General features: G+C 69.0%; 27 protein-coding genes. 20 read left to right on the forward strand and 7 right to left on the reverse strand.

From position 1 onward, the window contains the following. Positions 1-30: 30 nt before the first annotated feature. The gene (locus FPZ11_RS00270) at positions 31-1,122 is read left to right on the forward strand and encodes a serine hydrolase domain-containing protein (RefSeq protein ID WP_168203696.1); all 1,092 of its coding nucleotides are present in this window, start codon (positions 31-33) and stop codon (positions 1,120-1,122) included. A gap of 93 nt (positions 1,123-1,215) precedes the next feature. Here the strand turns inward: FPZ11_RS00270 and FPZ11_RS00275 are convergent, their stop codons facing one another. Both FPZ11_RS00275 and FPZ11_RS00280 read right to left on the reverse strand, forming a co-directional pair. Beyond that, complete coding sequence (locus tag FPZ11_RS00275; RefSeq protein ID WP_146317389.1) at positions 1,216-2,160, reverse strand: ROK family protein; 945 nt, start codon at positions 2,158-2,160, stop codon at positions 1,216-1,218. Between the two features lie 144 nt (positions 2,161-2,304). Next, the gene (locus tag FPZ11_RS00280; RefSeq protein ID WP_146317391.1) at positions 2,305-3,639 is read right to left on the reverse strand and encodes an MFS transporter; all 1,335 of its coding nucleotides are present in this window, start codon (positions 3,637-3,639) and stop codon (positions 2,305-2,307) included. A 119-nt stretch (positions 3,640-3,758) separates the two neighbouring features. Between FPZ11_RS00280 and FPZ11_RS00285 the strand changes: the two genes are divergently transcribed. The 6 genes from FPZ11_RS00285 (at position 3,759) to FPZ11_RS00310 (ending at position 10,015) form a co-directional block, all read left to right on the forward strand. Beyond that, complete coding sequence (locus tag FPZ11_RS00285; protein ID WP_146317393.1) at positions 3,759-4,604, forward strand: LysR family transcriptional regulator; 846 nt, start codon at positions 3,759-3,761, stop codon at positions 4,602-4,604. A gap of 290 nt (positions 4,605-4,894) precedes the next feature. After that, entirely contained in the window at positions 4,895-5,878 is a 984-nt protein-coding gene (locus FPZ11_RS00290; RefSeq protein ID WP_146317395.1) for a sugar-binding transcriptional regulator, read from the forward strand. Next, positions 5,875-6,858, forward strand: a complete 984-nt coding sequence (gene deoC / locus FPZ11_RS00295; protein WP_146317397.1) for a deoxyribose-phosphate aldolase — start codon at positions 5,875-5,877, stop codon at positions 6,856-6,858. The genes FPZ11_RS00290 and deoC overlap by 4 nt, the downstream gene beginning before the upstream one ends. An 18-nt stretch (positions 6,859-6,876) precedes the next feature. After that, positions 6,877-8,460 (forward strand): aldehyde dehydrogenase family protein, encoded by a 1,584-nt coding sequence (locus FPZ11_RS00300; protein WP_246846427.1) that lies wholly within the window; start codon positions 6,877-6,879, stop codon positions 8,458-8,460. Beyond that, positions 8,457-9,317 carry an aldehyde dehydrogenase family protein gene (locus FPZ11_RS00305; protein ID WP_146317399.1) on the forward strand — a complete coding sequence of 287 codons (861 nt, stop codon included), beginning with the start codon at positions 8,457-8,459 and terminating at the stop codon, positions 9,315-9,317. The genes FPZ11_RS00300 and FPZ11_RS00305 overlap by 4 nt, the downstream gene beginning before the upstream one ends. Before the next feature lie 113 nt (positions 9,318-9,430). Next, entirely contained in the window at positions 9,431-10,015 is a 585-nt protein-coding gene (locus FPZ11_RS00310) for a GDSL-type esterase/lipase family protein (RefSeq protein WP_146317401.1), read from the forward strand. A gap of 6 nt (positions 10,016-10,021) precedes the next feature. Here the strand turns inward: FPZ11_RS00310 and FPZ11_RS00315 are convergent, their stop codons facing one another. After that, entirely contained in the window at positions 10,022-10,549 is a 528-nt protein-coding gene (locus FPZ11_RS00315) for an O-acetyl-ADP-ribose deacetylase (protein ID WP_146322584.1), read from the reverse strand. Positions 10,550-10,593: 44 nt separating this feature from the next. Then, a complete protein-coding gene (locus tag FPZ11_RS00320) occupies positions 10,594-10,872 on the reverse strand; it encodes a metal-sensitive transcriptional regulator (protein ID WP_146317403.1) in 279 nt (92 codons plus the stop codon). A gap of 182 nt (positions 10,873-11,054) precedes the next feature. Here FPZ11_RS00320 and FPZ11_RS00325 point away from each other — a divergent pair, with 182 nt between their 5' ends. The 5 genes from FPZ11_RS00325 (at position 11,055) to FPZ11_RS00345 (ending at position 15,273) form a co-directional block, all read left to right on the forward strand. Next, a complete protein-coding gene (locus tag FPZ11_RS00325) occupies positions 11,055-11,447 on the forward strand; it encodes an RbsD/FucU family protein (RefSeq protein WP_146317405.1) in 393 nt (130 codons plus the stop codon). 40 nt (positions 11,448-11,487) lie between these two features. Then, positions 11,488-11,919, forward strand: a complete 432-nt coding sequence (locus tag FPZ11_RS00330; protein WP_210415924.1) for a DUF6804 family protein — start codon at positions 11,488-11,490, stop codon at positions 11,917-11,919. A 6-nt stretch (positions 11,920-11,925) separates the two neighbouring features. Then, positions 11,926-12,273 carry a DUF488 domain-containing protein gene (locus FPZ11_RS00335; RefSeq protein WP_146317407.1) on the forward strand — a complete coding sequence of 116 codons (348 nt, stop codon included), beginning with the start codon at positions 11,926-11,928 and terminating at the stop codon, positions 12,271-12,273. A gap of 297 nt (positions 12,274-12,570) precedes the next feature. Further along, complete coding sequence (locus tag FPZ11_RS00340; protein ID WP_146317409.1) at positions 12,571-14,724, forward strand: DEAD/DEAH box helicase; 2,154 nt, start codon at positions 12,571-12,573, stop codon at positions 14,722-14,724. A 93-nt stretch (positions 14,725-14,817) separates the two neighbouring features. Next, positions 14,818-15,273, forward strand: a complete 456-nt coding sequence (locus FPZ11_RS00345) for a VOC family protein (RefSeq protein WP_210415925.1) — start codon at positions 14,818-14,820, stop codon at positions 15,271-15,273. Between the two features lie 2 nt (positions 15,274-15,275). Here FPZ11_RS00345 and FPZ11_RS00350 read toward each other — a convergent pair whose 3' ends face one another. Continuing rightward, positions 15,276-15,497, reverse strand: coding sequence for a hypothetical protein (locus FPZ11_RS00350; RefSeq protein WP_146317411.1), 222 nt, complete (start codon positions 15,495-15,497; stop codon positions 15,276-15,278). A 123-nt stretch (positions 15,498-15,620) separates the two neighbouring features. On the opposite strand from FPZ11_RS00350, the gene FPZ11_RS00355 reads away from it, so the two are divergent. From FPZ11_RS00355 to FPZ11_RS00365, 3 genes are all read left to right on the forward strand, one after another. Next, a complete protein-coding gene (locus FPZ11_RS00355; RefSeq protein WP_146317413.1) occupies positions 15,621-16,286 on the forward strand; it encodes a CYTH domain-containing protein in 666 nt (221 codons plus the stop codon). A gap of 135 nt (positions 16,287-16,421) precedes the next feature. Further along, entirely contained in the window at positions 16,422-17,453 is a 1,032-nt protein-coding gene (locus FPZ11_RS00360; RefSeq protein WP_146322585.1) for a 6-phosphofructokinase, read from the forward strand. Between the two features lies 1 nt (position 17,454). Beyond that, complete coding sequence (locus FPZ11_RS00365; protein ID WP_246846428.1) at positions 17,455-17,976, forward strand: DUF2087 domain-containing protein; 522 nt, start codon at positions 17,455-17,457, stop codon at positions 17,974-17,976. 118 nt (positions 17,977-18,094) lie between these two features. Here FPZ11_RS00365 and FPZ11_RS00370 read toward each other — a convergent pair whose 3' ends face one another. Continuing rightward, positions 18,095-20,230: a S9 family peptidase gene (locus tag FPZ11_RS00370; RefSeq protein WP_146317415.1), complete on the reverse strand. Its 2,136-nt coding sequence runs from the start codon at positions 20,228-20,230 to the stop codon at positions 18,095-18,097. A gap of 146 nt (positions 20,231-20,376) precedes the next feature. Here FPZ11_RS00370 and FPZ11_RS00375 point away from each other — a divergent pair, with 146 nt between their 5' ends. From FPZ11_RS00375 to FPZ11_RS00385, 3 genes are read left to right on the forward strand one after another with little or no spacing between them, the layout of a single operon-like run. Further along, entirely contained in the window at positions 20,377-21,213 is an 837-nt protein-coding gene (locus FPZ11_RS00375; RefSeq protein WP_146317417.1) for an aldo/keto reductase, read from the forward strand. Positions 21,214-21,254: 41 nt separating this feature from the next. Continuing rightward, a complete protein-coding gene (locus FPZ11_RS00380; RefSeq protein ID WP_246846429.1) occupies positions 21,255-21,941 on the forward strand; it encodes a class I SAM-dependent methyltransferase in 687 nt (228 codons plus the stop codon). A gap of 14 nt (positions 21,942-21,955) precedes the next feature. Next, positions 21,956-22,378 carry a hypothetical protein gene (locus tag FPZ11_RS00385; protein WP_146317419.1) on the forward strand — a complete coding sequence of 141 codons (423 nt, stop codon included), beginning with the start codon at positions 21,956-21,958 and terminating at the stop codon, positions 22,376-22,378. A gap of 19 nt (positions 22,379-22,397) precedes the next feature. On the opposite strand, the gene FPZ11_RS00390 is transcribed toward FPZ11_RS00385, so the two are convergent. Next, positions 22,398-24,278 carry an APC family permease gene (locus FPZ11_RS00390; protein ID WP_210416005.1) on the reverse strand — a complete coding sequence of 627 codons (1,881 nt, stop codon included), beginning with the start codon at positions 24,276-24,278 and terminating at the stop codon, positions 22,398-22,400. A gap of 242 nt (positions 24,279-24,520) precedes the next feature. On the opposite strand from FPZ11_RS00390, the gene FPZ11_RS00395 reads away from it, so the two are divergent. Together FPZ11_RS00395 and FPZ11_RS00400 are read left to right on the forward strand one after the other, a co-directional pair. Further along, the gene (locus FPZ11_RS00395) at positions 24,521-25,711 is read left to right on the forward strand and encodes an inorganic phosphate transporter (protein ID WP_146317421.1); all 1,191 of its coding nucleotides are present in this window, start codon (positions 24,521-24,523) and stop codon (positions 25,709-25,711) included. Beyond that, a complete protein-coding gene (locus FPZ11_RS00400) occupies positions 25,708-26,040 on the forward strand; it encodes a peptidase (protein ID WP_146317423.1) in 333 nt (110 codons plus the stop codon). The genes FPZ11_RS00395 and FPZ11_RS00400 overlap by 4 nt, the downstream gene beginning before the upstream one ends. The last annotated feature ends 2 nt before the right edge of the window (positions 26,041-26,042 follow it).

Consider the following 26,042-nt stretch of genomic DNA (forward strand, 5'->3'; position numbering starts at 1 on the left):
GTGGTGGACTGAGACGGTGGGGTGCGCGCGGTGACCGATGAGCGGGAGAAGGCGTCGGCGCTTCGCCTCGTGCGTTCGCGCGGCGGCGCGGCTCGGCTGCTCGTGGTGCGGCACGGCAGGCGATTTCTCGATGAGAGCATCGGGTGCGGACCCGACTCGCTGTTCTGGATGTTCTCGGCAGGCAAGCCCTTCATCGCCGTTCTCGTGCACCGGCTGGCCGAGCAGGGGCGGATCGCGCTCGACGCCCCGGTCGCCGACCTCTGGCCGGAGTTCGCGCGCGCAGGCAAGGGCGCCGTGACAGTGCGTCAGGTGCTGCAGCATCGCTCCGGCATGGCCGTCGCCACCTCGACGCTGGGCGACGCGTTGGCGATGACGAACTGGGCGCGCAGCGTGCGGCACATCGAGAACGCGGCGCTGCGCTGGCCTCCCGGCAGCGTGCCCGCTTACCAGTATCTGGCGTTCGGCTTCATCCTCGGCGAGCTCGTGCAGCGCGCGACCGGGATGACCGTTGCCGAGTGCCTGCGCATCGAGCTTCTCGAGCCTCTCGGCCTGAACGACACGTTCCTCGGCGTTCCGGATGCCGAGCTGTCGCGCTGCGTGCGCATCAAGGGCACCACGACGGTCGGGCGGGTCGCCGCCGCCGACCTCAACCGTCGCAGCCTGCGACAGGCGATCATCCCGGCGGCCGGTGTCTCGACGACCGCCGACGACGTGGCCAGGTTCTACGCGATGCTGCTGGCGGGCGGAGAACTCGACGGAGTGCGCATCCTCGCGCCGGACACCGTGACGCGCATGCTGCGGCCGTCGAGCAACGGCGAACCCGACCGCTACGCGAAGGCGCCCGTGCGCTGGAGCGAGGGCTTCCAGCTCGGCGGCGGCCGACGCGAGTGGGGCTTCATCAGTCCGCTCGGCGAGATCAGCAGCAAACAGGCGTTCGGGCACAACGGCAGCAACTGCTGCGTCGCCTGGGCCGACCCGACCCGTGACCTCGTGTTCGTGCACCTCACCAACAGGCTCGGCGAGGGGCTGGATGCCATCGGCCACCACTCCGCCGTCGCCGACGCCGTGATCGCCGCGTGCGACGCGGTCGACGTGGCCGATGACATCGGCGCCGACGGTTGATGCCGGACCGTTGGTCGCGTGCGCGCGTCGACACGTCGGGTCTCGTCGCGGACACCGGTGACGCCGACCCTCGGGGTGGATCGGCGGGACGGATCAGAGCGGGGGAAGCAGCTCCGACCGGTGCACGATGGCGGCGGCGCCGATGAGGGGACCCTCGCCGGAGAGGCCGGACGGCACGACGCGCACCTTGCGCACGAAGCCGAAGTAGTGCTCGGCGATGGTGGTTCTGATCACGTCGAAGAGATCGGGGGTGGCCTGGGAGAACCCGCCCCCGATGGCGACCAGCTCGAGGTCGAGCAGGGCAGTGGCGCTCGCGATCGCCTGCCCGACGGCGTGCCCGGTGCGCTCGATCGCCGCACGCGCCACCGGATCGCCGGCCGCATAGGCCGCCGCAAGATCCTCCCCGGTCGCCCCGGCGAACCCCTCGCGCCTGGCCCATGCCACGGTGTGCGGTCCGCTGGCGATCGCCTCGAGCGACGTCGCCTTGCCGAACGTCTCCTCGCCCACGATGTCGGCGACCTCGACGTGGCCGATGTGACCGGCGTTTCCGGTCGGTCCGGTGATCACGCGGCCGCCGACGATGAGGCCGCCGCCGATGCCGGTGGAGACCACCATGCCCATCACGTTGTCCACGCCCTGTGCGGCGCCCACCCAGTGCTCGGCCATCGTGATGGCCACGCCGTCCATCTCCAGTGCGACGGTGGCCTCCACGCCCCGGTCGTCGAGCACGGAGGCGGCGAAGCCCCGCAGATCGAAGTCGCGCCAGTTCGGCACGTTGAGCGGAGAGACCAGCCCGCGGGATCGCTCGATCGGGCCGGCGCATCCGATGCCGACGCCCGCGAGCTCGCGCTCGCCCGCCGCGGTCAGCGCGAACTCGATGACCTCGCGCACGGATGCCTGCAGCTGCTCGCTCGTCGCCGCGCGTCCCGTCGGTGCCCGGTGCCGTGATCCCGGCACGAGCTCGCCGTCGGCGGTGACGAGGGCGGATTCGACTTTCGTTCCGCCGAAATCGACGGCGAGGGCGAGAGAGGAGCTCATGGATCCAAGAATATTGGCGATTGAGGGTCGGACGCGCGAGCCTGCTCGCGGGGCCGGCCCGATTGAGTCCGTGAGTTGCGTCAGCAACGATATTGGCGATTGAGGGTCGGACGCGCGAGCCTGCTCGCGAGGCCGGCCGCCGGCTCAGTCGCGGGGGAGGAAGGCGAGCGACGGCATCCAGCCCCTGTGCGAGATCGCGAGGTGCAGGTGCGAGCGCCGCAACATGATGGCGCCAATCACGGCCGCCGTCACCAGCGGAACGAGTCCGGAGACCGCGAGGCCCCACGCGGGGCCGAAGCGCTCCACGATCCAGCCCATCACGGGTCCGCCGAGGGCCTGCCCGCCGAGCTGCACCAGGATGTACAGCGCCATCACCCTGCCGCGGATGCCGAGGTTGGTCGACATCTGCACGAGCGAGTTGGCGCTGGTGAGGAACAGCAGGCTGGCGGCGCCGCTGCCCGCCATGAGCACGGCGAACACCACGATGTCGGGCGAGAGCGCTGCGGATGCCTGCACCACGCCGAGCACCGCGGCGCCGGCGATCACCAGGCGCAGGCTGACGCCGAGCCGTCGGGTGGAGAGCACGGCACCGGCGAGGGCGCCGACGGCGACCAGGGCGTTGAAGAATCCGTAGCCGGCCGAGCCGACCTTGTAGACGTCGTTCGCGTAAGCAGCCAGCAGCACGGGCATCGTGTAGGCGAACATCGCCACTGCGCCGAGCATGATGATGGTGAGGAGGATGCTCGGTTTCTTCTTCGCGTACCGCAATCCTTCTGCGAGCTGGCCCTTGCCCCGCGCGGCGACCGGCGACTGCAGCAGCTCCTTCGTGTTCATCAGGCTGAGCGCCGTGACCACCACGAGGCAAGCCCCTGCATTGATCACGAACGCCCATCCGCTGCCCACGGCGGAGATGGCGATGCCGCCCACCGCCGGACCGATGAGTGCGCCGAGTTGGAAGGTGGAGGAGTTGAGGCTGATCGCGTTCGGCAGGAGCCGCGGTCCGACGATCTCGTTGACGAAGACCTGGCGGGCGGGGTTGTCGACCACGGTGACGAAGCCGCCGATGAAGGCGAGAGCCCAGATGTGCCACACCTGCACGGTGTCGGTGAGGATGAGCAGGGCGAGGATCGCGGCCAGCAGCGCGGCCGTCGACTGCGTGATCATGAGCAGCACGCGCTTGGGATAGCGGTCGGCGATGACGCCGCCGAGCAGCCCGAAGATGAGCATCGGCGCGAACTGCATGGCGACGGTGACGCCCACGGCGGTGACGCTGCCCGAGAGCTGCAGCACGAGCCAGTCCTGGGCGACACGCTGCATGCCCAGCGCGGTGGTGGCGACGATCTGTCCGCCTGCGTAGAGGCGGTAGTTGGGAACGCGCAGTGAGGCGAACGTGTCGCGCCACGGCGGACGGCGCTCGAGAACGGGGACGGGAGTGGTCAGAACGGATTCGGATGCGGAGGCGGCAGAAGGAGAGGTCACGATGGTTTTCGGATAAGCGGCTGATCGAACGTGCTTTTCCACGCTAATCTCACGGGTTCTATTCCGCGAAATAATCGCACCTATAACTACTATTGGGTTCGCGAATGTATGCTCCGAGCATGTTCGATCCCGATCTGCTGGCCACCTTCCTCGCCGTGGCCGAGACCTCGAGCTTCACCCGTGCGGCGGAGCGGCTGGGGCTCAGCCAGCCCACCGTCAGCCAGCACGTGGCCCGCCTGGAGAAGGCAGCAGGTCGCACCCTGATCGACAGGGACACGCGCCAGGTGCGCCTCACCGACAACGGGGATGCCATGGCCGGCTTCGCCAGGAGCATCCTCGCCGCCCACGCCGCCGCCGACAGCTATTTCAGCGGGACCGCCATGCGCGGACGCCTGCGCTTCGGCGTCGCCGACGATCTCGCGATCACGCAGCTGCCGAGCATCCTGCGCGACTTCAGGCAGGCCTACCCGCAGATCAACCTCGAGCTCACCGTCGGGCAGTCAGGGCCGCTCTACCGGCGACTCAAAGCCGGACAGCTCGACCTGATCTTCATCAAGCAGGCGTCCGGATCGGGAGAGGGCGACCGGGTGAGCACCGACGACCTCGTCTGGATGGGGCTCGACAAGGCGGAGCTCGGACCGAACGATCCCGTGCCGCTCATCGCCTATCACGACCCGAGCATCAGCAGGCAGATGGCGATCGACGCCCTCGAGGCTGCGGGCCGCGTGTGGCGCATCACGTGCAACACGCGGGAGGTGAACGGCGTGCTCGCGGCGGTGCGGGCAGGACTGGGAGTGGCGCCGTTCCCGCGCACCCTCATTCCGAACGACCTGGTCAAGGTGACCAATCGGCTGGGGCTGCCGGAGCTCGGTCGCGTGGAATTCAGCCTGCTCGCCAACCCCGGGTCCGCGGCCGAACCCATCGCCGCGCTGACCCGCGCGATCATGGGCCGGACTCTCCATTAGGCACGCCCGTCCTCCCGGTGCTCTCCCGCTCGGCGCTTCGCGCCGTGCGGGTCCCTCACGCCCCGTGGGCCCAGCCGGGCGTGCCGCGGTCGACTGCTCGTGTCGGTGCGTTCGGCGGCGTACACGCCGCCGCCTCGAAGAGCGTCTCGCGGTCGAAGACCACGGGCTCGTCAGACGGGTGATCGCGCCGGTGATCACCGATCCCGCCCGGCCGACTGCTTGCGCAGATGAGCAGGGTCGGGCATCTGCGTTGCTCATAAGTGGAGCTCTTTTCTATTCTTGAAGACGCTATGAACTCCTCAGATGAACTGCTCGCTGTGCGCGCCGCCGAGCTCTACTACGACGAGGGACGCACCCAGGACGAGATCGGTGCAGCGCTGCACATCACGCGCTGGAAGGTCGGCAGGCTGCTCGCTCAGGCGCGCACGGCCGGCATCGTGCGGATCGAGATCGTGCACCCGCGGGCCAGGCGGGTGCTCGCCGAGCAAGCCGTCAAGAAGCGGTACAACCTCGACGACATCGTCGTGGCGTCGTCGGCGGGAGTGTCGTCCCCAGAGGAGCTGCAGCGGCGCGTCGCCCAGGCGGCGGCCGACTACCTCACCGCGTTGCGCCCCGCGCGGCAGACCCTCGGCGTCAGCTGGGGCCGCACCATGCACGACGTGGCCGCGTGCCTGCCGCGAGGCTGGGCCCACGGCGTCGGAGTCGTGCAGATCAACGGCGGGCTGAGCCTCACGAAGTACGGTGACACGGCGTCGGCGACGGCCCTCGTCATCGCCCAGAAGGCGGCAGGCTCCGCGCACGTGCTGCCCATTCCGGCCATCCTCGAGCACACCGCCACCAAGCGCAGCATCGAACGCGACCGCGCGATCGCCGGTGTGCTCGATCGCGCGGCGCACGCCGAGGCCTACCTCTACAGCGCCGGCGTCGCCGGTCCCGATTCCGCGCTCGTGCACAGCGGCTACCTCACGACAGAAGAGGTCGAGAGGCTGGTCTGCAAAGGTGCCGTCGGCGACATCGTCGGACGCTTCATCGGTGCGGACGGCAAACCCGTCGACGCGGAACTCGACTCGCGCACCGTCGGCCTCTCGATCGAGCGCATCAAGGCGGCATCCACCGCGATCGCGGTCGTGGCGGGCGAGGGCAAGCATGAGGTCGCGCGGGCGCTGGTGACCAACGGGCTCTGCACGGTGCTCATCACCGACGATCAGACGGCCGCCGCGCTGCTGGCCGAGCCCGAGGCATCCACCGACACCGCGACGGAGCAAGCATCATGACCCTCGACCTCGCACGCACCGTCGTCGGCAGCGAGCTGACGGAGCGCAACCTGCGCGGATTCGTCCTCGGGCTTCCGGGAGTGGATGCCGTCGGCCTCGATCAGCGCGCCGCCGCGCTCGCCACCCGCTCCATCAAGACCTCGTCGAAGAAGCAGGCGCTCGACACGATCGTCTCGCTCATCGACCTCACGACCCTCGAAGGCGCCGACACACCGGGCAAGGTGCGCTCGCTGGCGGCCAAGGCCGTGCTTCCGGACCCGTCGGACCCGACCTGCCCGCAGGTCGCAGCGGTGTGCGTCTACGGCGACCTCGTGCCGGTGGCCGTCGAGGCGCTCGGAGCACACCACGCCGGAAGCGGCGGCAGCATCTCGGTCGCGGCCGTCGCCACGGCCTTCCCGAGCGGCCGAGCGTCGCTGCGCGTCAAACTGGCCGACACCGCAGACGCGGTCGCCGCGGGTGCGGACGACATCGACATGGTCATCGATCGCGGGGCGTTCCTGGCCGGCCGATACGGCGAGGTGTTCGACGAGATCGTCGCGGTCAAAGAGGCGTGCCGCCGTCCGGACGGCACCAGCGCCCACCTCAAGGTCATCCTCGAGACGGGTGAGCTGGCCACCTACGACAACGTGCGGCGGGCATCCTGGCTGGCCAACCTCGCCGGGGCCGACTTCATCAAGACGTCGACAGGCAAGGTGTCGCCGGCTGCGACCCTGCCGGTCACGCTGCTCATGCTCGAGGTGGTGCGCGACTGGCACCGCCTGACCGGCGAGCTCGTCGGCGTGAAGCCGGCGGGCGGCATCCGTTCGTCGAAGGATGCCGTGCGCTACCTGGTGACGGTCGCCGAGACCGCTGGCGAGCGCTGGCTCGACCCGCGGCTGTTCCGCTTCGGTGCGTCGAGTCTGCTCAACGACGTGCTGCTGCAGCGCCAGAAGCTGGCCACCGGGCACTATTCCGGCCCCGACTACGTGACGATCGACTGAGCAGCACAGGAGAATCCGATGTCCTTCCTCGACTACGCTCCCGCGCCCGAGTCTTCAGCGATCCTCGACCTCAAGCCCTCCTACGGGCTGTTCGTCGACGGTGAGTTCGTGGACGGGCACGGCGAGGGCTTCCACACCATCTCTCCCGCCACCGAAGAGACGATCGCGCAGATCGCCACCGCAGACGAGCATGACGTCGACCTCGCCGTCGCGGCGGCCCGGCGCGCGTACGAGCGGGTGTGGTCGCGCATGAGCGGCTCCGACCGCGGCAAGTACCTGTTCCGCATCGCCCGGCTCGTGCAGGAGCGGGCACGGGAGCTCGCCGTGGCGGAGAGCCTCGACAACGGCAAGCCCATCAAGGAGAGCCGCGACGTCGACGTTCCCCTGGTCGCCGCCTGGTTCTTCTACTACGCGGGATGGGCCGACAAGCTCGATCACGCGGGCCTCGGTCCTGCTCCTCGCGCGCTCGGCGTCGCTGGCCAGGTCATCCCGTGGAACTTCCCGCTGCTCATGCTCGCGTGGAAGATCGCGCCGGCGCTGGCGGCAGGCAACACCGTCGTGCTCAAGCCGGCGGAGACGACTTCGCTCACCGCGCTGCTGTTCGCCGAGATCGTGCAGCAGGCGGGCCTGCCCGCCGGTGTCGTCAACATCGTCACCGGCGCAGGCGAGACCGGCAGGATGCTCGTGAACCACCCCGACGTCGACAAGGTCGCCTTCACCGGGTCCACCGCCGTCGGCAGGCAGATCGCCCGCTCGATCGCAGGCACCGGCAAGAAGGTCACGCTCGAGCTCGGCGGCAAGGCCGCGAACATCGTGTTCGACGATGCCCCGATCGATCAGGCCGTCGAGGGCATCGTGAACGGCATCTTCTTCAACCAGGGGCACGTGTGCTGCGCCGGCAGCAGGCTGCTCGTGCAGGAGAGCGTGCACGACGAGGTGGTCGACCGGCTGAAGGACCGGCTGAGCACGCTGCGCCTCGGCGACCCGCTCGACAAGAACACCGACATCGGTGCGATCAACTCGGCCGAGCAGCTGGCGCGCATCCGCGAACTCAGCGACATCGGGGAAGACGAGGGCGCCGAGCAGTGGACCGCCGACTGCGTCATCCCCGACAGCGGATTCTGGTTCGCGCCCACCATCTTCGACAACGTCTCCACCTCGAGTCGCATCGCGCGGGAGGAGATCTTCGGGCCGGTGCTCTCCGTGCTCACATTCCGTACCCCCGACGAGGCGATCGCCAAGGCCAACAACACGCCGTACGGACTCTCGGCCGGCATCTGGACCGACAAGGGGAGCCGCATGCTCGCCGTCGCGGACCGTCTGCGTGCCGGCGTGGTGTGGGCGAACACGTTCAACCGGTTCGACCCGGCATCGCCGTTCGGCGGCTACAAGGAATCCGGGTACGGCCGAGAGGGCGGGCGGCACGGGCTGGCCGCCTACCTGGCGAGCGGCTCGTCGACCGCTCGCGTCGCCGTGCCGAAGCAGCTCGCGTCGCCGGCCGCGGCCGTGACGTCCGAACGCACGCGAGCCGTGGAGCCGGCGCCGGCGAAGAGCACCAAGCCGGCGTCCCGACGCACAGCCAAGAAGGGATCAGCCCAGTGACCCGCCTCGCCGTACCCAAGACCTACAAGCTGTTCATCGGCGGCGCCTTCCCGCGCAGCGAGTCCGGTCGCAGTTACGAGGTCGTCGCCGCCGACGGCGGGTTCCTCGCCAACGCGGCCAAGGCGTCCCGCAAAGACGCGCGGGATGCCGTCGTCGCCGCCCGCAAGGCCGTGTCGGGGTGGTCGGGCGCGACCGCCTACAACCGCGGTCAGGTGCTGTACCGGGTGGCCGAGCTCATGGAGGGCAGGCGCGCGCAGTTCGTGGCGGAGGTGCAGACATCCGAGGGTCTCTCGGCCAGGGATGCCGCGGCGCAGGTCGACGACGCCATCGACACGTGGGTCTGGTACGCCGGCTGGGCCGACAAGTTCGTTCAAGTGGCCGGCAACGCCAACGCGGTCGCCGGACCGTTCTTCAACATCTCGGTGCCCGAGCCGACGGGTGTTGTCGCCGCGATCGCGCCACAGGGCGGGTCGTCTCTGCTGGGCTTCGTCGCCGTGGTCGCGCCCGCGCTGGTCACGGGCAACGCGGTGGTCGTGGTCGCCGACGAGCGGCATCCGTTGTCGGCCGTCTCGCTCGCCGAGGTTCTGGCCACGAGCGACGTTCCAGGGGGAGTGGTCAACGTGCTCACGGGCTCAGCCGCGGAGATCGCGCCGTGGCTGGCGTCGCACGCCGACGTGAACGCACTCGACCTCACCGGAGCCGAGTCGATCGACTGGGTCGACCTGCAGATCGCGGCCGCCGAGACGCTGAAGCGTGTGGTCCCTCCGACAGGCGGCGGATTCGACACCAGGTCGCTCGATCGCATCGTCGCGTTCACCGAGACGAAGACGGTCTGGCACACCAAGAGCATGCGCTGACCTGCGCTGAGCGGCTCGCGTCGTCAGTCGATCCCGCGTTTCCCGCCCCCGTCAAGGGGTGGCGTGTCGCCGTGTCTCCGGTTCAAGATGGAGGGGCAGGCGGAAGGAGCCCCATGTCCGACGAGGTCTTGACGGTCTTCGTGGGCGACAGCATCACCGCGGGCGGGCGCTGGGAGGAGTGGTTTCCCGACGAGCGGCCCCGCAACCTCGGCGTCGGCGGCGACACGACGGATGCCGTGCTCACCCGACTCGACGAGGTGATCGCGCTCGATCCGCACACCGTCGTGCTGCTGATCGGCACCAACGACCTGGCGTGGCGGCGTTCGGCGGAGCACATCGTGCGCAACATCGAGACCATCCTCGTGACGCTGCGCAAGGAGCTGCCCTCCGCTCAGCTGCTCGTGCAATCGGTCATGCCGCGCGAGGCGGCCTACGCCGACACCATCAAAGACATCAACAGGCACCTGTGGCAGTTCGCCTCGACGGTGCGCGCGCAGTACCTCGACCTCTGGCCGGCCATGGCCACCAGTGACGACGCGATCGACCCCGAGTACTCCGACGACTCCCTGCACCTGACCGAGCGCGGCTACGACGTGTGGGTCTCCGAGCTGCGCACCGCACTGGAGACGCTGCACAACGTGGCACCCACCAGCAGGCCCATCCTGCTGCCGCGCGAACACGTCAAGCACCGCAGGTGATCGGCCTCAGAGGGTCGCGTCGCTGAGCATCCCGCTGAAGGCGTCGAGCGCACGCTCCGAGAAGAGCACGTAGCGCACGATACCCAGGCCGGGCACGGCGGGTGCGTTCCGCAGCGTCGTGGCCACGGCGATGCGGGCGGCATCGTCCATCGGCCAGCCGTACACGCCCGCCGACACCGCGGGGAAGGCGATGGATGCCGCGCCCACCTCGCCGGCGACCGCCAGCGACCGCGCGTAGGCGCCGGCGAGCAACGGCGTGCGGTCTTCCAGCGACGACCACACCGGTCCCACCGTGTGGATCACGTGCTCTGCGCTCAGCAGCCCCGCCGTCGTCGCCACCGCGTCGCCGGTCGGCAGCCCGTCGGGATACACGGTCTCGCGAAGCGCCCTGCAGGCGGCGAGGATCTCGGGTCCGCCAGCACGATGGATCGCGCCGTCGACTCCGCCGCCGCCGAACAGTGTGGAGTTCGCCGCGTTCACGATCGCGTCGACCTGCTGCAGAGTGATGTCCCCGAGCACGGCCTCGAAGCGCACGCCACGTTCGGTGCGCGTGAACGCGGGTGGGGCGTCCGGCACGATCAGGACCGGTTGTTGGAGAGCTCGAAAAGGTGCACGAGCTCGGCGACGGCGCGCTCGCGCTCGTCGCCGCCCGCCTCGAACTGGGCCGTCACGTGGGTGCGCAGGTGGTTCTCCACGAGCAGCTTGTTGAGCGACCCGAGCGACTTCTGGATCGCGAGCGACTGCGTGAGGATGTCGACGCAGTAGTCCTCGTTCTCGATCATCTTCTCGAGACCCCGCAGCTGCCCGGCGAGGATGCGGGTGCGGTGCAGCGCACGCTTCTTGATGTCGTCGATCACGTGATCAGGGTAGGCGAAGGACCTTGTGCACGCCCGTGTCCCGGCATGCGTGGAGCAGCTTGTTCTGGCCCCGAATAGGGGACTGTCACGTGTGCGCCGGACGTTCTTACACTAACGAAAGGTCCGTGGCAAGCCCTAGTCACGCGGTCCTGCGTCGATCGAGACGCGAGGAGGCACCCAGCATGCTCAAGAACCTGTCGCCCATCGTGTCCGGGCCCCTTCTGCATGCGCTTGATGACGCGCCGAGCGGAGCCTGGATCGCGATCGTGAGCGCCGGTCACCCGGTGAGCGACGGCATCCATGTGCGGTCGGAGTGCGTCGAAGACGTCGCCACGGCCGTTCTCGCCGTCACGCCACTCGATGCCGACGCACCGATCGTGGTCGAGGGCGACGACGAGCTCAGCGACCTGGCGTTCGCGGTGACGGGCCTTGCGGCGGATGCCGAGGGTCACCGCGTCGACGCCCTCCCGGTCTCTCCGCTCGCGTTCGGAGCGCTGCTGACGGAGAGTCGCGTGAGCGTCGTCGTCGACTCCGTCGAGCCGTTCGGCTTCCTGGTGCTCAAGGGCCGCTGCTGACGGCGTGAGCACAGCGGCCGAGCCGTAGACTTCAGACACGATGTCTCGACCAGCCGCCCAACCCACGTACGCTCGCCTGGCCCTGCTGCCAGGCATCCTCGGCGGCATCGTGCTGCTGGCCTCGTTCGCCCTGATCGGCAACAGCGCCTGGTACATCTGGGTGCGCTTCATCGTCGCGATCCTCGCCCTCATCATGTGCGTCTTCGCCGTGCAGGGAAAGTCGTACTGGTGGCTGATCGGGCTGGTGCCGGTCGCGGTCGTCTTCAACCCGGTGTGGCCGCTGCCCATCGATGACCTGTGGATGCGCCTGCTCACGCTGGCCTCCACCGTCGTGATGATCGCAGCGGGTGTCGCCATCAAGGTGCCGGTCGGTGAGGAGAAGGCCGGCCCGCAGGGTCGCTACGGCGGTCGGAAGGCGGGGTCGCGCGGCACGCAGAGCGCAGGGTCGGGGCGAGGGCGCTCGAAGGGGTGAGTCGACATGCCGGTGGCGATCAAGCGGGTCTATGAGGCGGCGTCAGACGACGACGGCTACCGAGTTCTGGTCGATCGCATCTGGCCGCGCGGTGTGAGCAAGGCGGCTGCGCACCTCGACGAGTGGGACAAAGAGGTCGCGCCCAGCACAGAGCTGCGCGAATGGTTCGGGCACGATCCGGCGAAGTTCGACGGCTTCCGCGAGCGCTACCTCGCCGAGTTGCACGGCAACCCCGACATCGCCCGGCTCCGTGAGCTCGCCGAGAGCCGCACCATGACGCTCGTCTACTCGGCGCACGACGAACAGCACAACCAGGCCGTCGTGCTGCGCGAGGCGCTCGACGGCGCGATCTGAGCGCCTTCCGCGCACGCGCGCGGAAGGCCGTTTCTCGGTGCCCGGCGCGTCGAAAGATGACGCACAGGCCACCAGTAGCGTAAAATCGGTCAGCGTCGGGGTCCAGGCATCCGCCGGACACGTCTCATCGGTTGCATCGCAGCCGACTTTCGGGCTTCGTCCGAACACCCGCATCGGTCTCGTCACCCTCGGTGTCTGACGGCGCGAGCAGACGCATGCGGGCGGATTCGCACCGGGCTCCCCGCCGTCCCACCCAGGAGCGGTCCGCAGACGCGGACCCTCACGCACAGGAGGATCATGCCGCACAACGGCGATCGCACCGCTCAGGCCAGCCGCCGTTCCGGCGCCCGCCATTCCAACAACGACGGGCTCATCCCGGTGCTCGCGCGCCGAGTGCGCGAGGTCGAGGCCAAGGCGGGAACGGGAAAGAAGCTCGGGCCGACCAACCGCACCAAGTTCCAGGTGATCGCGCTGCTCATGCGCGAGGAGCGCGCGCGTGCGAAGTCGGATGCCGCGCTCAGCGATGCGGCGCGCGCAGAGCAGCTCAAGCGGCTCGACGGCATCGCGACCATCCTCGCGAAGACCGCGGCACGCGACACCTCGCTGATCGCCCTGCTCGAGTCGACGTCCACGCCGAGTCCCGCTGCGCAGAAGATGCGCAGGGACTGGCTTCTCGAGTCGGGCGCCGAGCTCGAGCCAGACGACCTCATCATCACGACCGAGGTGCCGAAGCCGAAGCAAGACGTTCTGCTCTCGCCCGAGCTGGCCCAGAAGCAGGTGATGCCGCAGTCCGTGCGCGCCCGCCAGCTGTCGAACCCGTTCCTCGCCCCCGACTTCGCGCTCGCGCAGCAGTCGTCTCCGTCGCCCCGTCGGCGCCTCGACTCGTGGGAGCTGCTCGGCCCGCTGTTCAAGTCGTTCGAATACGGCTCGGGCGGTCAGGCGGCCAGCATGGAGCTGCCGCCCGCGCCGAAGATCGACAGATACTCGCCTCCCGGCATGGAGCTCATGAAGCACCAGGCGAAGTTCGTGGAGTCGGTGCGCCTCGGGCACCGCAGCTTCCTCCTCGCCGACGAGCCGGGACTCGGCAAGACGGCGCAGTCGGTGCTCGCTGCGTCCGTCGCCGGCGCGTACCCGCTGCTCGCCGTGGTGCCCAACGTCGTGAAGATGAACTGGGCGCGGGAGGTGCAGCGGTGGACGCCGCATCGCAGGGCCACGGTCATCCACGGCGACGGCGAGGGGCTGGATGCCTTCGCCGACGTCGTCATCGTCAACTACGAGGTGCTCGACCGACATCTCTCCTGGCTGTCGGAGCTCGGTTTCCGCGGCATGGTGGTCGACGAGGCGCACTTCATCAAGAACCTGCACTCGCAGCGGTCGCGCTACGTGCTGGGGCTTGCGGATGCCATCCGCCACTCGGTCTCGGACCCGCTGCTCATGGCGCTGACCGGCACGCCGCTCATCAACGACATCGACGACTTCCGTGCGATCTGGCAGTTCCTCGGCTGGATCGACGGCACCAAGCCGACGGCCGAGCTGATGAGCAGGCTGGATGAGACGGAGCTCACGCCCGCAGACCCCGGCTTCTACACCGCGGCCAGGGGTGCCGTGATCGACATGGGCATCGTGCGCCGCAAGAAGATCGACGTCGCCGCCGACCTGCCGTCGCGGCGGGTGGTCGACCTGCCCGTCGAACTCGACGACGAGCTCGGCCGCTCCGTCAAGGCGGCGGAGCGCGAACTCGCCGCCCGCCTCGTGCAGCGCTACCGCAGGGCCTTCGCCGCCGGAGTGGGCGAATCGTTCGCCGGCGACGACGACGAACGTCGCGAGCACCTCATCCGCATCGTCGCGCACGCCGAGCTCGAAGAGTCGAAGGGTCAGAAGACCGGCGAGAACGTCTTCACCATGGTGCGCAAGATCGGCCAGGCGAAGGCGTCGCTCGCGGCCGACTACGCCGCCCAGCTCGCGCGCTCGGTGGGCAAGGTGGTGTTCTTCGCCAAGCACATCGACGTGATGGATCAGGCTGAAGAGGCGTTCGCGTCGCGCGAGCTGCGTTCGGTGTCGATCCGCGGCGACCAGACCGCGATCGCGCGCCAGCGGGAGATCGACGCGTTCAACAACGATCCAGGGGTGTCGGTGGCCGTGTGCTCGCTCACGGCCGCGGGCGTCGGACTCAACCTGCAGGCGGCATCCAACGTGGTGCTCGCCGAGCTGAGCTGGACGGCCGCCGAGCAGACCCAGGCCATCGACCGCGTGCACCGCATCGGTCAGGAGGAGCCGGTCACGGCATGGCGCATCATCGCTGCGCAGACCATCGACGCGAAGATCGCCGAGCTCATCGACTCCAAGCAGTCGCTGGCACTGCGCGCTCTCGACGGCGTCGACATCGAGCCGGGATCCGCCGACTCCGTGCAGCTCGACGCGCTCATCTCGCTGCTGCGCGACGCGTTGTAGAGCCAAGCGTTCGACGTCGAGCCGTCTCTCACCTCCGACCAGGGCGAGAGGCGGCTTGACCTTGACGGTGCGTCAGGGCAGATCGTGGAGCGCATGAGCGATTTCTACAACGCGATCGAACTGAGCCCCGTGCCAGCACCCGGTCCCGACGCCGTGGCGCCGGAGCCGTTCCACGGCATCTATGGGATGCCGGTGTTCGTCACGATCCCGACGCCCGACCTTGCGGCATCCCTCGAGTTCTGGACGCGCGGGCTGGGGTTCTTCGAACTGTTCAGCGTTCCTGGGCGACTCGTGCACCTTCGTCGCTGGGCCTTCCAGGACGTGCTCCTGGTGCCGGCCGCGACGGAATCCGGTGGGCTGCCCGCGCTCAGCGTCGGCTTCGCGTGCGTGTTGAACCAGCTCGACGCCGTCGTCACGGCATGTCGCACCGTCGGCGGGGGGACCGTGAGCGATCCGCACGACACACCGTGGAACACACGAGACGTCGAGATCATCACCCCCGAGAAGGCGCGAGTCGTCTTCACCGCGGCGAAGGAGCTCGACGCGTAGTCCTATTCGTCGTCGGGTTCGTCGTCGAAGACCACGATCCGATCTTCGTCGGGGAACTCGTCGTCGATGTCATCGAGTTCGTCATCGTCGATCAGGCGATCGTCGTCGTCTTCGAGGCCCGCGATCTCGTCGAGCTCCGGTTCGTAGTCGCCCTCTTGAGCGGCGGCGAATTCGTCGAAGTCCGCGTCGGAATCCTCGGGCCGTGCGTCGCTGTGCTCGGTCATGCTGTCAGGGTAACGCCGCATCCGCTCGCGTCCCAGGGGTTCGTGCGCAAAGAATTGGCGACGAACGGGCGTCATCCATCGCCGGGCACGGCTCCGCTCCGGCACCTGCGCAAGACTGGGACGATGAGCAAGCACGGCACGACGAGCATCGAGATCGAGCGCAAGTACGACGTCACGGGCGAGGCGGGCGAGCCGGCCTTCGTGGGGGTCGGGCCGATCGCGGTGATCGAAGTGCCGGAGATCCGGGAACTGGATGCCGTCTACTACGACACCGCTGACCTCTCCCTTGCGCACGCCCACGTCGCGCTGCGCCGCAGGGAAGGCGGACCCGACGCGGGGTGGCACATCAAGCGCGACGCGGGCGAAGGTCGCACGGAGCAGCACTGGGCCCTGGGCGAGGACGACCGCGACGAGAACGGGACGGGCGCAGGCGGGGGCGGTCGGGCATCCGTTCCCGAATGGGTCGCCGACGAGGTGCGCGAACTGATCGGCGACGGCGAGCTGCATCCCGTCGCCAGGGTGCGCAACCACCGGGTGGTGAGCCGGCTGCTGGATGCCGCCGGCTACCCGGTCGCGGAGTTCTGCGATGATCACGTGACCGGCGAGAACCTCGGCACGGGCGGCGCGGAGACCTGGCGGGAGTGGGAGGTCGAACTGTCGGCGGCAGCACCCGACAGCCGGCGAGGGCGCACCGAACTGCTCGACGGGCTCGAAGCGGCCGTGCTGGCAGCGGGTGCGGCGCCTGCGTCGAGCTCCTCCAAGCTGGAACGTGCGCTGCGCGCGGGATGACCGTGCGACGGCGCCCGTGGCGAGCGCCGTTTTGGTGCCGCCGACGGCATCCGGCATGATCATTGAAGTATCGGCCGATACAGCGGCGTATCGACGTGCAAACAGACGTGTCCCTGTATGTGCGAAAGAGGCGTAATGAAAATCGGCATCCTCACGTCCGGCGGCGACTGCCCCGGCCTGAACGCAGTCATCCGCGGAGCCGTGCTGAAGGGCGACCGCGTCTACGGTGACGAGTTCGTCGGGTTCCGCTACGGCTGGCGTGGCGTCGTCGAGGGCGACATGGTGCCGCTCGACCGGCACACCGTGCGCGGCCTTTCCAGGCAGGGCGGAACCATCCTCGGCTCCAGTCGCACCAATCCCTTCGAGGGCGAGGGCGGCGGTCCCGAGAACATCCAGCGCATGATGGACGTCAACGGCATCGACGCCATGATCGCCATCGGCGGCGAGGGCACCCTCACCGCGGCCCGTCGCCTGGTCGACGAGGGCGGCATCAACGTGATCGGCGTGCCGAAGACCATCGACAACGACCTCGCCGCCACCGACTACTCCTTCGGTTTCGACACCGCCGTCGAGATCGCCACCGAGGCCATCGACCGGCTGCGCACCACGGCAGAGTCGCACCAGCGTTGCATGATCGTCGAGGTCATGGGCCGTCACGTCGGCTGGATCGCCCTGCACTCCGGCATGGCGGGCGGCGCGCACGCCATCCTGATCCCCGAGCGTCCGCAGTCGATCGAGCAGATCTGCGAGTGGGTGCTGCACGTGCGCGACCGCGGGCGCGCGCCCGTCGTCGTGGTCTCCGAGGGCTTCCATCTCGACACCATGGAAGAGGCGCACTCGCACAAGGGCCTCGACGCGTTCAATCGCCCGCGGCTCGGCGGCATCGGCGAGCTGCTCGCGCCGATGATCGAGGAGCGCACCGGCATCGAGTCGCGTGCAACCGTCATCGGCCACATCCAGCGCGGAGGCGTGCCCAGCGCCTACGACCGAGTGCTCGCCACCCGACTCGGCATCGCCGCGGTCGACGCCGCGCAGACCAGACAGTGGGGCTCGATGGTCTCGCTGAAGGGCACCGACGTCGAGATCGTGTCGATCGCCGACGCCACCGGCGGTCTCAACACCGTGCCCGACTACCGCTACGACGAAGCGGCAGTGCTGTTTGGCTGACGTGAGCGAATCCTGGCGACCGGTGGTCGCGGCGCTCGCCGACGACGATGTTCGTGTCGTGTACAGCCGGCTGGTGCTGGGGGAGGGCATCGAGGATGCCATGGGCGGCGTGCCCGCGAAGAAGCGCGAGCGGGTGCTCCGCTCGCTGCGGAACGCCGGGCTCGTGGCGAACGTCGAGAACAGCGGAGCGAGCGTGGCGGCGGCGCCGTTCGCAGGCATCCTCGCCGCCTCACCTGTGCAGAAGGCGGAGGGCGTCGAGAAGTTCCTCAAAGACGGGCGCATCGACCGGTATCCGATGGGCGCGGCAGAGCGGCATGCGCTCTTGCTGCACGTGGCGGAGCATGCCTTCCGACCCGGTGAAGAGCTCAGCGAGGCCCAGGTGAACGAGCGGCTTCGCGTGTTCACCGACGACCACGTGACGGCCAGGCGCTATCTCGTCGACGTCGGCATTCTCGAGCGCACCCGCTCGGGTACCTCGTACGCGCTCAGTCCGCAGCGAGCGGAGCCCATCGTCACCGAGTGACGCCCGGCACGTCGAGCCGCCACCGCGAGCACGATTCATGCCGTACCCGGCCTCATGGCGCATTCCCGGTCGTCGGGCAGGGACTGCGCCTGAATTGTGGGCGGCGCGGGTGGGTCGGTCAGCTCAGGCCCAGCACGTCGAGCAGCCAGGCCAGCTCGAACGCGCGCTCGCGCCACGAGTTGTAGCGTCCGCTGACGCCGCCGTGCCCGGCCGACATCTCGATCTTCAGCAGCACGGGTGCGCCGGCGGCACGCAGCCGCGCCACCCACTTCGCAGGCTCGACATACAGCACGCGCGTGTCGTTGAGGCTCGTGACGGCGAGGATGCGCGGATACCCGCTCGCGTCATCGGCGACGTTCTCGTAGGGCGTGTACGACTTCATGTAGTCGTACACCTCCTTCTCGTGCAGCGGGTCGCCCCACTCGTCCCACTCGATCACCGTCAGCGGCAGGTCGGGATCGAGGATGCTCGTCAGCGCGTCGACGAACGGCACATCGGCCAGAATGCCCGCGAACAGCTCAGGAGCGAGGTTCGCCACAGCACCCATCAGCAGCCCGCCGGCGCTGCCTCCCTCGGCCACCATTCGATCGGGCCGGGTCCATCCGCCGTCGACGAGGTGCCGGGCGCACGCGACGAAGTCGGTGAACGTGGTGCGTTTGCGGGTGAGCTTGCCCTCCTCATACCAGTGCCTGCCGAGCTCGCCGCCGCCGCGCACGTGCGCGATGGCGAACACGACGCCGCGGTCGAGCAGCGACAGCCTGGCGACCGAGACCGCGGGGTCGATGCTGTGCTCGTACGACCCGTAGCCGTACAGCTCCAGCGGTGCGGGCTCGCCGGGGGTGACGAGGTCTCGACGATAGACGAGCGAGATCGGCACCAGGGTGCCGTCGTCGGCACGCGCCCACTCGCGACGCTGCTCGTAGGCGCTCGGGTCGTAGCCGCCGAGCACCTCCTGCTGCTTGAGCACACGCAGCTCGTCTGCGGTGCCCGCCTTCTCCGGCGACCAGTCGTACACGGTCGAGGGCGTCACCAGCGACCCGTAGCCGAGCCGCACCGTCGGCTGCGTCCACTCCGGGTTGCCCGCCACCCCGACCGTGAACAACGGCTCGTCGAACTCGAGCTCGCGCGGTTCGGCGTAGCCCTGCCGGGTGATCTCGAGCGCGGCGACGCGGGTGAGCGCCTGCCTGCGGTACTCGACGACGATGCGGGAGGCGAAGGCATCCACCGACTCCAGACGCACGCCCTTGTGGTGGGCGATGACGACCCTGCGCTCGCCCTGCGGTTCTGACGCCGCGACGTCGACGAGCTCGAAGTCTTCGGCGCCGTCGTTGTGCACGATGAGCAGACGGTCGTCACCCGCGACGATCGCGTGCTCGACGTCGTACTCGACGCCCTCGTGCCGCGGCCACACCACGAACGGCTCGGCCGTCGGGTCGGCTGCCGGGATCAGCCGCGACTCGCCGGTCACCGACGACCCGATGCCGATCTCGATGAAGCCGCGGCTGCGCATGACGCCGACGCCCACCCAGAAGCGCTCGTCGTCTTCGTGGTGCACGACGGCGTCGGAGTCCGCGTCGGTTCCGAGCTCGTGCCGCCAGATGGTGTCCGGACGCCAGGCGTCGTCGACGGTGGCGTAGAAGGCGTAACGGCCGTCGGGGGAGAGCACGGCACCCGCCGACGTGTCGGGAACCTCGTCGTCGAGGTCGGCCCCTGTGTCCAGATCGCGCACGCGCAACGTGTACCGCTCGTCGCCGACGGTGTCGATCGCGTAGAGCAGCCGCGTGCCGTCGGCGCTCACGTCGAAGGTGCCGAGTCGGAAGAACTCGTGGCCCTCCGCCTCCTTGTTCGTGTCGAACAGCACCTGCTCGCCCGGCAGGGCAGGCGACGTCGCGTCGACCTCCGCGACGGCGGGCGGCATCCAGTCGTCGACGCCCGTGATGGGTGCACGGCAGTGCACTCCGTACTGGCGACCCTCGAACGAGCGCGAGTAGTACCACCAGCCCCCCTCGCGCATCGGCACCGACAGATCGGTCTCTTTCGTGCGCGAACGGATCTCCTCGAACACCTTCTCGCGCAGGGGCTCCAGGTGCTGCAGCTGCGTCTGCGTATAGCCGTTCTCCGCCTCCAGGTGCGCGATGACCTCTGGATCGTCCTTGTCGCGCAGCCACTCGTAGTCGTCGACGACGACGTCGCCGTGCACGATCCTCTCGTGCGGCCGGCGCGGTGCGATCGGAGGGGTGGGACTCTGCGACATGGCTCCACCGTACTGGCCGCGCGACGGCATCTGTGAACGGTGCTCACCGGGTGCCACGACTGGTGCCGTGAGGCTGGGCGCGGGGCGTCGCAAGCGGTGCGCTCGCGGGCGATGCGGATATCTGCGCCGGTTTGTAGCCTGGGGCGATGGAGATTCCGCAGCGCGCACTCAACGACGGCACGAGCATCCCGGCACTCGGGTTCGGCACCTATCCGCTGAAGGGCGACGAGGGGGAGCGGGCGGTGGCCTCGGCCATCGAGGCCGGCTACCGGCTGCTCGACACCGCTGTCAACTACGCGAACGAGGATGCCGTGGGCCGTGGCATGCGGGCATCCGGCCTCGACCGTGCTCAGCTGGTGGTGCAGACGAAGCTCCCGGGCAGACACCACGGATACGACGAGACCCTCGCGTCGTTCGAGGCGTCGCGCCGCGCGCTCGGCATCGACACCATCGACGTGTACCTCATCCACTGGCCGAACCCGAGCGTCGACAGGTACCTCGACTCGTTCAAGGCGATGATCGACCTGCGCGACCGCGGCCTGGTGCGCTCCATCGGCGTCTCGAACTTCACCGAGGAGTTCCTGCTGCGACTGCAGCGCGAGACCGGCGAGCTTCCCGCCGTGAACCAGGTGGAGCTGCACCCGTACTTCCCGCAGGAGAAGCTGCGCGCGTTCCACGACGAGCACGGCATCGTGACCGAGGCGTGGAGCCCGCTGGGCAAGAACTCGCCCGTGCTCTCCGAGCAGGCGGTCACCGCAGCCGCCGCGGCGCACGGGGTCACGCCCGCCCAGGTCGTGCTGCGCTGGCACGTGCAGCTGGGATCGGTGCCACTGCCCAAGTCGGCCACGCCGCAGCGCCAGCGCGAGAACCTCGACGTCTTCGGATTCGCGCTGAGCGACGACGAGGTCGCGGCGATCACCGCACTGGGCCGGGCGAGCGGGCGACTGTTCGACGGCGACCCGAACCACCACGAAGAGCAGTAGCGGCAGGGAAGAGACCGCGCAGAAGCGAGGGGAAGCACACGATGACTGACGCGCCGACACCGGCCGAGATCGCCGCCATGTTCGATGACCGGGCGGCCAGCTACGACGAGTCCGCCTTCCACCGCGCCCTCGCGCAGCGCGTCGTCGAGTTCTCCGGCGCCGCAGCGGCCGACTCCGTGCTCGACGTGGCCACCGGCACCGGGCTCGTGCTGAGAGCCGTCCCCGCCTCGCCGTCGCGACGGCTGGCCGGCGTCGACGTGTCGGCGGGGATGCTCGCCGTCGCACGCGAACGACTGCCGGAGGCGGAACTCGTGCTCGTGGACGCCGCGGGGCCGCTTCCGTTCGCACCGGCATCCTTCCGGCTCATCACCTGCGTCACCGCACTGCACCTGCTGCCCGACCCCGAGGCGGCACTGCGGTCGTGGCGGCCTCTGCTCGCGGACGACGGACGGGTCGTCATCGCCGGGTTCCGCACCGACGAGGCGACGGAGGTGCCTGCGGTGGCCGCGGCGCTGCAGGGCGGCGCGGAACGGCATCCGCACAGCGCGCACACGCACCTGCACGAGCGGCTGGGCACCCCGGACAGGTTGTCCGCGCTCGCCGAAGCGGCCGGCTACACGGTCGCGCGCTCGGAGACCTGGGTGCGGCCGGAGCCGCTCGAGGTGTGCCTGATCGCGGAGCTGGTGCCGACGGATGCCGCATCCACGCCGCGTTCGTCGGGCGTCTGAGCCAGAATGTCGGCATGATCTCGACCGAGCTGGCACGCGAGCTGCGCGGGAAGGGGCTGGTGTGGCATCCGGTCTCCGGCGACGTGTTCGCCATCGACTCGAGCGAGCTCGAGGGTGACACGTTCACCGTCAGCGACATGACCATCGAGGCGCACGAGTTCGACACCGGCACCATCCTCGGCTTCAACGGCACCACGGAGTGGGCGCTCGATTCGGTGGCCGTCGAGAACGCGCTCTGGCTGCCGCGTGAAGACCAGCTGCGCGGCCTGCTCGGCGGCACCTTCGTGTCGCTGAGCACGACGGATGCCGGTGCCTTCGTCGTCGAGACCGCTCACGATGAGAACACAGAGCGCTTCGAGGCGTCCGATGCCGAGACCGCCTATGCGAGGGCGGTGCTCGCGCTCATCGCGCGGGCCACAGCCGACGCGGCGTCGTAGCGGCCATCGACGTGGGCGTTCAGCTCACGTGCACGTGCGGTCTGCGCTTCGGATCCTTCTCGGCCTCGCGCAGCACCTCCCTGGTCACGGGGGCGATCTCGCCCGTGCCGGTGATGAGGAAGCGGAGCATGTTGGAGATGGGGTTGCCCTCGTTCCACTCGAAGTAGATCTCGGGGACGACGCCGGTCTCGTCGCGGATCTGCAGCAACACGGAGGCCACCGTGTTGGGCACGTTGCCGCTCGTGACCTGCAACACGCGGTACCCGTGCTTCGCCACACCGGTCACCTCGAGGTCTTCCTCGAAGTCGGAGGAGTCGCTGGGCAGCACCTCGAGAAAGATGATCGGCGATCCCTGCGGGATGTGGGCGAATCGGCGCTCGTCCTTGCTCTTCTGGGCGTACTCCTGCACCGTGTCGACATCGGGCTCGTGGGCGATGAGCCGGATCGCACCGAACTCCTCCGCGTCTTCCGAGACGAAGCCCGCCGCAGTGAGGCCGAGCCGCACCGAGGTGGCGCGCAGCTGGAACGACCGGCGCACGCGCGACAGGATCGAGACCACGACGATGCCGAGGATGAACCAGCCGGCGATGCGAACGCCATCGGGCCGCTCCACGATGTTGTCGATCGTGGTGTAGACGAACACGGCCGCGATCAGCATGAAGGCGATGAACCAGCCGCGCTGACGTTTGCGCCACGCCGAGAGCATCACCGCGACGGCGGCCGACGTGATCAGCACCAGCACGCCGGTCGCGTAGGCGCCGCCCTGGCGATCGACGTTGGCGTCGAAGATCCACGTGATGAAGAACGCGATGAAGGTGAACACCACGACGAGAGGTCGAATAGCGCGCGCCCACTGCGGCGCCATGCCGTAGCGGGGCAGGTACCTGGGCACCAGGTTGAGCAGCCCGGCCATCGCCGAGGCGCCGGCGAACCACAGGATGGCGATGGTGGAGATGTCGTACACCGTGCCGAAGGCCGGCCCCAGGTACTCGTGCGCGAGGTAGGCGAGCGCCCTGCCGTTCGCCGCGCCTCCCGGCTGGAACTCCTTCTGCGGAATGAGCATGGTGGTGGCGAAGCTCGAGGTGATGAGAAAGCAGCTCATGATGATGGCCGCCGTCGTGAGGAGTCGCTTCGCACCGCGGATGCGCCCTGCCGGGTTGTCGGGCGTGTCGCTCGGGTCGCCCTTGATCTGCGGCATCACGGCGACGCCGGTCTCGAATCCCGAGAGCCCCAGCGCCAGCTTCGGGAAGACGAGCAGCGCTATTCCGACGATGAGCAGAGGATCGCCGTGGCTGGCCGTCAGGGCCGTCCACCAGTCCGTCACGTGCACCGGGCGCGTGACGACCTCGGCGACGGAGACCGCGACCACGACGACGTTGAGCGCCAGATAGACGCCCACCAGTATCGTGGCGACGCCGATCGCCTCGGAGAACCCCATGAGGAAGACGGCGCCCAGCAACGCGATGAGCACGAGGGTCACGGGCAGGTTTGCGCCGTGCATCCATGACGGGGCGAGCGGATTCTCGATGGCGTGGGCCGCGCCGTCGGCAGCCGAGAGGGTGATCGTGATCATGAAGTCGGTCGCGGCGAAGCCGAGCAGCACGAGCACGAAGAGCTTGCCTGCCCACCAGGGGAGCAGCCGCTCCAGCATGGCGATCGACCCCGATCCCCTGAAGCTCTCCTTCGACACACGCCGGTAGACGGGCAGGGCTCCGAGCAGCGTGAGGGCCACGAGCACGAGCGTCGCCAAGGGAGAGATGAGGCCGGCAGCGAGGGCCGCGATGCCCGGCTGATAGCCCAGGGTGGAGAAGTAGTCGAGACCGGTGAGGCACATGACCCGCCACCAGGTGTGCGGTTTCTCGGTCGACTCGGCGTGCGGCCCCGACGTCGGAGCCGTCATGCCCTTGAGGAACCAGGACCGGAACCCGCCGCCCTGCTGCGCAGTTGCACTCACTTGCAAAGACTAAGCGTCGCCGCTCCGAGTGCCGCGACGGCACCCCTCAAGTTGACCGGCTCACCGCCACATGTGACGATCGACATGGTCTTAACGCGCGATGCACGACAGGTGAACCCCAGGTGCCTCACCCGGTGTGCCGAGGCGAACAGACCGTGATTGTGCCCGCTTCTTCGAGAAAGCCGTCGGTGGACTTCACCCTGATCGTCGTGCTGGTGATCGTGCTGGCGCTGTTCTTCGATTTCACGAACGGCTTCCACGACACCGCGAACGCGATGGCCACGCCGATCGCGACCGGAGCGATGAAGCCGAAGATCGCGGTGGCCTTGGCCGCCGTGCTCAATCTGGTCGGAGCGTTCCTCTCCACCGAGGTGGCGAAGACCATCTCGAGCGGCTTGATCAAAGAGGGCTCCGGCGGCGTGCTCATCACGCCGACCATGATCTTCGCCGGGCTCGTAGGAGCCATCATCTGGAACCTCGTCACCTGGCTGTTCGGGCTGCCGTCGAGCTCGAGCCACGCCCTGTTCGGCGGCCTCATCGGCGCCGCGATCGTGGGTGCCGGGTTCGGCTCCGTCGACTACCTCGTGCTGCTCGACAAGGTGATCCTTCCCGCGGTGCTGTCGCCCGTGATCGCCGGCTTCGTGGCGTTCTGTGCGACCAGGCTCGCCTACGCCATCACACGGCGTTACGACGGACTGCCCGACGGGCGAGCGGGATTCCGGTTCGCGCAGATCTTCTCCTCGTCCCTCGTGGCGCTCGCGCACGGCACCAACGACGCCCAGAAGACGATGGGCGTCATCACGCTCGTGCTGATCTCCGACGGGGTGCTCGCACCAGGCGCGAGCCCGCCGGTGCTGGTGATCACCGCGTGCGCCCTGGCCATCGCGATCGGCACCTATACGGGCGGCTGGCGCATCATCCGCACGCTCGGCAAGGGGCTCACCGACGTCAAGCCCGCTCAGGGCTTCGCGGCGGAGACGAGCACGGCGGCCACCATCCTCGCGTCGTCGCACCTCGGGTTCGCGCTGTCGACCACGCAGGTGGCATCCGGATCGGTCATCGGCTCCGGCCTCGGCCGCCGCGGTTCGAGCGTGCGCTGGGGCACAGCGGGCCGCATCGGGATCGGCTGGCTCATGACGCTGCCGGCCTCGGCCATCGTGGGCGCCGTGACGGCGTTCATCGGGCTGCTCGGCCTGACGGGTGTGATCATCGACCTCGTGATCGCGGTCGCCGTGATCGTGCTCATCTTCGTCATCTCCAGTCGCAACACCGTGCATGCGCGCAACGCCTTCGAGGGCGTCAGCGAGGTGGCCGAATCCGGTCGCGTGGTCAAGATCCGCAAGGTCAAGCCGAAGAACCCGAAGAGGAGCGCAGCATGATCGACTGGTTCGCCTTCTTCACCGTCGCCGTCGCGGCGCTGGTCTCCGCGTGCGTCGTGGTCGCGCTCTATTCGCTGGGCCTGAGGATGCTCTCCACGGCGGGAAAGGCCCCGCACGTCACCCCGGCCGAGTTCACCGACGCCATCACGATCATCACGCCGGCGGAGGCCGCGGCCGAGGCGAAGCGCATCAAGAAGGCGTCGGCGCGCAACCCGCTGACGACAGCGCAGAAACGCCTCGCCCTCGTCGTCGCCTACACATGCTTCGTTCTCTGCGGCGCCGTCGTGCTCTTCGGCATCTACCTGATCATCCCGGCCCTGCACACGTAGAG

This window comes from Humibacter ginsenosidimutans, from assembly GCF_007859675.1.
Classification (GTDB): Bacteria; Actinomycetota; Actinomycetes; order Actinomycetales; family Microbacteriaceae; genus Humibacter; species Humibacter ginsenosidimutans.